Consider the following 8092-nt stretch of genomic DNA (forward strand, 5'->3'; position numbering starts at 1 on the left):
ATCCTATTCTTACGTCTAATTTGATGATGTATCAAATTAATTACCCTAAATTTTGTTCACGCCCATAATTTTTTCTCACTTGTGAGAAATCCGGGGTATACCTGTATGCAAAATGAAAGTTTTGTTAATAGCGATCGCAGCACGGTAGCAATGTTTGTGAAGAATGCGGTTCAAAGGAAAAGTCGCCCAAAAGTAGTATCAAAGCGGATCTGTGTCCATTTTCTTCTTCCATTTCTGTTATTGGTGTCCATTTTCTTTTTCCAAAAGAGCGATCGCTTGATTAATGCCTTTACGAAGTTATAAGTATTCCAGCTTGCAACTTGTCCAATTTCTTCTTCAAAACCTGTCCAAAATCTTGTAAAAGTCACACAATTATTCTGGAGGGGATATTGGTCAAAAAATAAGAACTAAATACGAGGTTGTTGAATCATCTCTTTTCAAAAACCTCCTTTGTTTTTACTAAATCGCCAACGGCGGGGCTTCTCTCAAGCAATACAACACTACCTTGCTGCTGAATTTTTTCCCAATATTCATTAGCAACCCATTTCATAATTGTTTCTAGTAACCAGGTAAATTTTATCCCTCGGTTGAGTTGATGTAACTCTTTCCATGCAGATACAGATTTTGCAACTTTCCAATTATACTGTTGAAAAAATTCTGCCCCTTGCTCAGGAGCAAATAACAAGGTTTTATTTCCATTCCCAAAATATTGGTCGAAAATTTTGCGAGCGTAAACTTGATCATAATCTTTTAACGCTAATGATGATTCTAATTCAAATAGCCACCATTTCAGATTAGATTGCTCATAAATATCGGTTGCAAGTAATGCTACTTGCGTTTCATGTAGATATGATAGCAACCCTTCTGTAATCACTAGCGCCTGTCTCGTTGCAAGATTAATCTTTGAGAAAAAAGTTTTTCTCAATGCCACGTTAGTAATATCGAGTTGGACACGCTCAAGAGAACACAAAGGTTGCTCATCTTTAAGTACTTGTTCTTTGTAAGCAATGATTTCTGGCAGGTCAACTTCAATCCAAGAAAGCGATGCACAAAAAGGTAATCGATAGGGTCGAGTATCTAACCCCGCAGCCAGATTGATTACAGTATCAATGTTTTTAGAATTAACTAAGTGTAAAATCAAGTTATCAATAACAGCGGTGCGGATAGCAATCGCATTTGTAATTTTGTCTTTCTCTCCTATAACCTCAACAAGCATTTCGCCTTTTCCACCAGCTAAAACACGAGCTAATGGATCTTTAAATAGTGCATCTACACGTTCGCTTTCCAACGCCCGATACATTGCCACTAAATATGCAGTTTCCGCAATATTTTTCATTTAATAAAGTATTATTTGTAATTCTGGATAGACTTGTAAAAAGATTACATCTGTCTGAGCAAAAACTGGCAAGGAAACGAATAAACATACTAACGACTCAATTGTTATGCTTGAAGAAGGCAGGAGGCAAAGGACAGAAGGTTTTGTTCAGATGGGGATTCAAACCCAAAGAGTTAGAGAGCCACTAAATTTTCAATTTGGTGGGAGTCTTAAACCCTTACTCCCTCCGGTCGCGCAGACGGTTCGGGCAAGAAGAGTTGGGATAAATCCCTTTTGCCTTCTGCCTTTCTTGAGAAAGACAATACTAATACACATGACACCCGCAGTCATACTCCTCTTATCACAACCATTACGGCTAAAATTGTTGTGCAACTTTTTAGCAAAAACACCTATTAGTAAATTCGTAACCGAAATACACCCACTGGAATATCTACATTCAGCCCTACAAGCCTGACAGAAACCGGATAGAGCCAAGCATTAGAAGTTCCTGAGATTAAGACGCGATTGAGATCAATGTTGAGTTCAGTTTCAGGAGCTACCTGTTGAGGGAAAGCAATTGTAATGGTTCTACCATTGACAGTAATATTGGCAGCAATTTTTTTACCAGATTGGTCAGATAAGTTAATGTCATTCTTTACAGTTAAACCTTGAGGTACAGTAATAGTCATTTGGGATAAAGCTCTGCTATCTTGAGGAATTTTTAGCTGGAAAGAATGTCTGACAACTTTTGCCTTATTTTGAGGGAATTGTACTGCCCCATAAATATTAGGAAATCTGCTATTTTTCATCATAGTTGTGCCATAGGTAGCAGGTGATAAAGACGCAATTGCTAAAGTTAATGCAACAGCATAAATTAATTTTTTCATGTTAACATTCCTGAAAAATATAGGGGAAAAATATACTTGGTATAACAAAAGTTAAGAACTTGGAAATTTAGTACAACATTATTGACACATTCTTCTACAATTAGCTTTCTATATCGTTGAAGGTAGAGGCAGCGAAGATCCAAGCAACAGATCGATGTTGAGTTAAGTAAGTAAGCACAAATAAACCTAACTATATAACTAAAAGCAAAAGCGGTGAAAACCTTGTGATTGATTCACCCCACTTTGTTGTATACTCTGCGGGAAGGCTTACGCCAACGCAATGACATAGTTATAAATTTTCTCGACCACCTACTTATGTTTTTCAAGCATTGTTCAATAGCACAACTAAAACTCAGGTTTATGGTTATTAATCAGTAATCTCTGGTAAGTAATTGCACTTTACACACTAAAAGTAAAGAACTCGAAAAGATTTACCTTAATTTGTTAAGCGTAGGTTTACAGGCTTTGGATTTATATGGATGGGTAGAACTATAAAAGCTTTATAAACATTCATTAAGTGAACCTACTGATAAACGCACAGTAAAACAACTACCAATTCCTAATTGACTTGTGGCAGTAATTAATCCACCGTGATTCTCAGCAATAGCTTGGGCAATAGCTAATCCCAAACCAAAACCACCAGAATTATAAGCACGTGATTTATCTGCTCGCCAAAAACGCTCAAAAATCTTTTCTAAATCTCCTGGTGCAATTCCTACACCCGTATCTTGGACATTAACGACTAGATGGGAAACACTACGATTGGCTATGATTTCTACTGTCCCTTTTGACGGTGTGTAATATATAGCATTTTGAATTAAATTAGCAAATAATCGTGTTATCTGATTTGTATCACCTAACAAATAAAGCTTTTCATTCAATTGACTTTTCAGATTAATTTGTTTAGCCTTCATTTGCGGCTGATATAGTTGTATTAATTTATTTAAAATTGAGCTAAGATTAACAGTCTCTTTAATGTGGTTAGGAATATTATCATAACGAGCTAAAAATAGTAAGTCTTCTGTAAGTCGAGTCATTTGGTTAGTAGCACTAGAAATAGCCTGAAATTTTTCTGCGTCACTTTCTCGCATTCCCTCTGGATACTTGAGCGCTACCCCTGCATTACTTTTAATCGCCATTAAAGGACTGCGGAGTTCATGGGAAGCGTCAGCAGTAAACTGTTTTAACCGTTCAAAGCTTTCTTCAATTGGTTGCATCGCTTGACGAGTTAGCCAAACTCCACCAGCACCACTAATAATCAAAGCTACAACAATTCCACCGCCTAACCCCAAATCTAATTTATTTAAAGTTTCATCTAATTCTTCTAGAGATTGACTGGCTATTACATATCCAATAAATTGTTTATCATCATTATTAATAATTGCTAAAGTAACAGACTGGATGCGATTTTTACCAACTGGATTAATTTGTTCTCCTTCTTTTACACGAGTAGGTAAACTTAAAATATCTTGTCCCTGTTTTTCTATGAGATTACCTTTAGTATCAAACCAGTTTAATTCTTGATGGTTTCTAAACAATTTATCTTCAGGTAAATCATTTTCAATTCTAATTTTTCCGTTATTAAACTCGGCATTAGCAGCACCAACTTGTGCTAAGACATAAAGTTTTTGTGTTTGTTGTTTATAGAGGCTATGAGTGAAGACAATCCGAACAGCTATTGCAAATCCACCTAAGATTAATGATAAAACGATTAAATAAGACAACAGTAAACGACGGCGAATTTTTTCAAACATCAGCTAAATTTACATTTATCAAAAAAGTAAAGATTCAAAACCTCGCCCGCAAGTGGCGCGAAAAAATCCTTGTATTCTCTTGGTAGGTAAAAACCCCACCCCGGAGTGCCTGTCTGAGTTTAATTGCAAATGTGCGAAAAAGCGAATTGGATTTATTTAGGACACAGGCGATAACCAAAACCGTAAATAGTTTCGATAAAATCCTCTGAACTTCCTAGCGCTCTGAGTTTCTTTCTTAAATTTGTCATGTGAGTTTTAACGGTTTCTTCCCCAGATAATTTATCAAACTCCCACAATTTATCTAAAATTGCCGAGCGAGTTAAAACTTGAGTAGGATTTTTCAAAAAGCATTCTAATATCATGTATTCTTTATGTGTTAATGATAAAGCCTTGCTTCTATAAGTCACATGATAATTATTAGGGTCTAATTGTAAATCACCATGAATTAAAATTAGTTGGTGAGTCTCTGAGCTTCTCCGAGATAAAGCTCTAATTCGTGCTGCTAATTCTTCTAGTTCAAATGGTTTAACTAAATAATCATCTGCACCAGCATCGAGTCCAGTTATTTTATCTGGTGTTGTATCTCTTGCTGTCAACATCAAAATAAAAGCGTTACAATTAGCAGCACGTAACCGTTTACAGAGAGTAATTCCATCTAAGCGCGGCAACAATAAATCTAATAAAATTAAATCATAATTACCTGCTTCGGCATATTCCCAACCTTCAATGCCATCACAAGCAATATCAACAGCATGATGCTGGTGTTTTAAATCTTCGGCTAAGGGTTTAGCAATGCGATCATCATCTTCAATTATTAATATTCTCATATCTTTATGTTATGGTCATCTATCTGCTTAAAGGCATCACTCAATTGGGTGACGCACTTTTTTCTCCTTTCGCACCCAAAAGAATAGGACAACTGCTAGCAGGATAAAGGCGATCGCCGAAGCATATTCCCTTGGCAGTGATAGACCGCCATTTTTGACTGGTTTGGTCAGAAAATCTCCAAAGGTGGCTCCGAAGGGTCGCGTGAAGATGAACGCCAGCCAGAATAGGAGAATATCGCTCAACTTTGTTACGTAATGAAGGGCGATGACAACACCAATGACGCTGACCGTCACCAATGCGCCCTGGATATAGCTCAGTCCTAAGTTGCTTGTCAGAAAGTCACCAAAGGCCGTTCCCAAACTGTTAGAGAACACGACAGCCAGCCAATAGGTAGTCTCTGCGTCTTTCCTGATGAGCGGATAAACGCTCAAATCTCGATCCCGGTAGTACCAGATGGCAAGAATGCTCAACAGACCGGCTACCAGAATCAGCGATCCCACTGCGTAGCCCAGCCCGAAAGATCGATCCATTAAGTCTGAAACTTCAGTTCCAGCTGTGGTTGTCGCAATGATCGCCACCCAGTAAAGGACTGGAATATATCTGTCGGATTGAATTTGAAAAAATAGGAGAATGGCCAGGATAGCGAACGTTATGGCAAAAGCTACGTAATACCCCAGCCCAAGAGACATTGATATGAAGTCACCTGCCGTCTCACCGAGCGTCGTAGCAATGATCTTCATGATCCAGAAGTAAATTGTGACTTTTGCAACTTTGTTCATTTATTTTTCACAAGAAAAATAGTCAGTCATGATAATTCAGATTAGCGCAGTCTGCTAGAAACAACTAAGATATCAATGGCACTTTTGAAAAGCTCTAAGCTATGTGGAATAAGCACTACATTGAAAGCTATTGAACAGTCAAAAGATAGGTTAGGTAATCGCCAATTTCAATCAGATCACCTCTTCACAAATAGAAAAATGCCATTCGTTCGAGAAGGCGATCGCTAATCAGTCTTGTCGGTCAATCGGCAGTAAGGCTGGTTTCTTCTGCTTAAGGCTCAAGTAAATAACCAGACTCGCTATTATAGACAGAAAAAGCATACTGGTTCCGACAGTACCAAAACCAAAGCCTCCATTTTTAGCAGATTGAGATAGTAAATCACCTATAGATGCTCCAAGCGGACGAGTCAAGATGTAAGCTAACCAGAATGCCAAAACTGCATTCATCCACAAGTAATAATGAGCGATTGCTATGATTGCAATTGAAGCGCCAAATATCAGTGCTGATTGTGCATAACCCACTTTCAAAGCTTCTGCTAAAAGGTCTCCTGTTGCAGTGCCCAAGGCAAATGTAAACAAAACAGCTACCCAATAAAAAAGCTCTCTTTTAGCTGTATTTATGGAGTGCATGGCTAATGTCTTTTCGTTTGAATACCACAGCGCAAAAACTACCAATAAGGCAAAACTAAAAATTACAGTAGTTGTCACCAAACTAACTCCAAGCTCGTCGACTAATCTATCAGTGATCAGTGTGCCAACGATACTTATCAAAACTACGACAGACCAGAAACTTGCTGGAACATAGCGTTTCAGCTTCAACTGATTCAACAATCCAATCAGTAACACGCTGCTCATAATGTATGATGTAGCACCTAAACCAAGATTCAGGGTTGCTGACAGAAAATCTGCTGCGGTTTCACCTACCGTGGTTGCCAGAACCTTAATAATCCAGAAGTAAATTGTCACCTCTGGAACCCTGTTTAACATCTTCTTCATAATATTTGTCCTTCTCGATCTTTCGCTAGAAGTAAGATGACGGCACGCGTTTTTCGCCAAATCTATCAGGTATAAGACTTGTGGGCATAAGGGTGTGAGAGAGTAAGGGGTGGACTGTCAAAACTAACAACTGAACGAAGAATACAAAATATACAACCCTTTTCCCTACACCTCACATCATTACACCCTTAATCTCACTCCTGACAAGGATTTTACGTTCATAAGCGCTCCATTCGTCAGATGACATCACATTCTAAACTTAGTTATGCTGCCTCCTTGCATGATGATATTTTTTATGATGTGTCAAATGATACTTATTCTGATTTCTTCTGTGCGTTCTTGTCACAGACACTCTTCTCAGATCACTAGCTTCTCTATCCCCATCTTCATGACTACTATCACGATCATGAGGGCTATCTACTTCCGCAATTTGAACACCGCTAGGAGACTGTGATCTAACTAAAAGATGAGATGGTAATTGATGGGCATACGTTGTTTGCATATAACCACCAGATGCCAAAATACTTACAACAACAGTTGACAGAATAGTTTTGGGGTAATTTTTCATCAGCCAAAGTCTTTTGCAATTCAAGTCAGTAATTCAACAGTAGATATTAAAAGTCAAGAACTGGAAAAGATTTTGTTAACTACTTCAACTAACTTGGACACAAATGACTATCAGGAATCCCGCTCTCTAAGCTGTTTCAATCGCAGTATAGAATTCATTTGGGATCTTGGTCAAAGAGTATAATCATCAAGTGAAATTCTCAGAACGAAGTTACAAGGGCTTGGGGATTAGTATCGGTCATATTCAAAAGCTGAAACTTCAAATATTAATATAGTACGTTAATACTATATTGCAGATTCAGCCTAAATTTCCAACTCCAAAACACTCAACAATTTCTCTTCCACCGCAGTAAGATAAGGCCGATTCACCTTCCCCAACGACTGCAACAGACTTTTGACAGTCTCCTCTAGCGAATCGGAATATACCTGACTGATGCGATCGCAAATCACCTGCATCTGCTCACACTCGGCAGGCAGGTAATTGTAAGACTTCAGGTGCTGCAACCCAACGGCGTACTCGCCATCCCACATTCTCACGGTGCAACTAAAGTCATTCACTGCGCTGACAATAGCCCAACAGCCACCTTTGCCTCTCAGTTCTGGATTGTCTTTGACTACGATTTGGCACACTTCCTCCAACTGGTAGGTATTGGGTACTTGGGTACGCTCCATGATGCGCTGCACAACATCTTTCACAATCCTACCTGTCGGCACTTTACCACCAGCAAGTTCTACTGCTTTTAGCCACGCCTCCTGCTGTTTCTGGGGTTCAAGCTTTGTCATGGGTCGAACTTGCCCCTCGCTAGTAGGCAAGATTTGTACCTGATCGGAGTGGACTCTAGCAGGATCATCTTCAATTTCATTTTGTGTCCCATTGGTTATATACACCACAACGTCCACAACGTTTATCAGGCAAGCGTTTGACGTTGTGTGTAGTTTACACAACGTTTTCCTAGTCATCGCTGA

Annotated in this window: 7 protein-coding genes and 1 pseudogene; all 8 read right to left on the reverse strand. The window is 38.7% G+C overall.

Annotation, left to right across the window (positions count from 1 at the left end):
* Positions 1 to 170: 170 nt before the first annotated feature.
* Positions 171 to 368 carry a hypothetical protein gene (locus tag V7L31_RS32305; protein ID WP_334700015.1) on the reverse strand — a complete coding sequence of 66 codons (198 nt, stop codon included), beginning with the start codon at positions 366 to 368 and terminating at the stop codon, positions 171 to 173.
* Between the two features lie 59 nt (positions 369 to 427).
* Positions 428 to 1336: a class I SAM-dependent methyltransferase gene (locus tag V7L31_RS32310; protein ID WP_334700016.1), complete on the reverse strand. Its 909-nt coding sequence runs from the start codon at positions 1334 to 1336 to the stop codon at positions 428 to 430.
* 392 nt (positions 1337 to 1728) lie between these two features.
* A complete protein-coding gene (locus V7L31_RS32315; protein ID WP_334700017.1) occupies positions 1729 to 2202 on the reverse strand; it encodes a DUF2808 domain-containing protein in 474 nt (157 codons plus the stop codon).
* A 500-nt stretch (positions 2203 to 2702) separates the two neighbouring features.
* Positions 2703 to 3956 carry a sensor histidine kinase gene (locus V7L31_RS32320; protein WP_334700018.1) on the reverse strand — a complete coding sequence of 418 codons (1254 nt, stop codon included), beginning with the start codon at positions 3954 to 3956 and terminating at the stop codon, positions 2703 to 2705.
* A gap of 152 nt (positions 3957 to 4108) precedes the next feature.
* Entirely contained in the window at positions 4109 to 4783 is a 675-nt protein-coding gene (locus V7L31_RS32325) for a response regulator transcription factor (RefSeq protein WP_334700019.1), read from the reverse strand.
* 36 nt (positions 4784 to 4819) lie between these two features.
* The gene (locus tag V7L31_RS32330; RefSeq protein WP_334700020.1) at positions 4820 to 5563 is read right to left on the reverse strand and encodes a COG4705 family protein; all 744 of its coding nucleotides are present in this window, start codon (positions 5561 to 5563) and stop codon (positions 4820 to 4822) included.
* A gap of 228 nt (positions 5564 to 5791) precedes the next feature.
* Positions 5792 to 6559 (reverse strand): COG4705 family protein, encoded by a 768-nt coding sequence (locus tag V7L31_RS32335; RefSeq protein WP_334700021.1) that lies wholly within the window; start codon positions 6557 to 6559, stop codon positions 5792 to 5794.
* An 870-nt stretch (positions 6560 to 7429) separates the two neighbouring features.
* Positions 7430 to 8092 (reverse strand): annotated as a pseudogene (locus V7L31_RS32340) (hypothetical protein); the annotation flags it as partial.

Origin of the sequence: Nostoc sp. (assembly GCF_036916655.1) — a bacterium.
GTDB lineage: Bacteria > Cyanobacteriota > Cyanobacteriia > Cyanobacteriales > Nostocaceae > Nostoc.

Coding starts and splice junctions, on each gene's coding strand:
- V7L31_RS32330 (WP_334700020.1), bottom strand. CDS start 5,563: ATGAACAAAGTTGCAAAAGTCACAATTTACTTCTGGATCATGAAGATC.
- V7L31_RS32320 (WP_334700018.1), bottom strand. CDS start 3,956: ATGTTTGAAAAAATTCGCCGTCGTTTACTGTTGTCTTATTTAATCGTT.
- V7L31_RS32335 (WP_334700021.1), bottom strand. CDS start 6,559: ATGAAGAAGATGTTAAACAGGGTTCCAGAGGTGACAATTTACTTCTGG.
- V7L31_RS32310 (WP_334700016.1), bottom strand. CDS start 1,336: ATGAAAAATATTGCGGAAACTGCATATTTAGTGGCAATGTATCGGGCG.
- V7L31_RS32315 (WP_334700017.1), bottom strand. CDS start 2,202: ATGAAAAAATTAATTTATGCTGTTGCATTAACTTTAGCAATTGCGTCT.
- V7L31_RS32325 (WP_334700019.1), bottom strand. CDS start 4,783: ATGAGAATATTAATAATTGAAGATGATGATCGCATTGCTAAACCCTTA.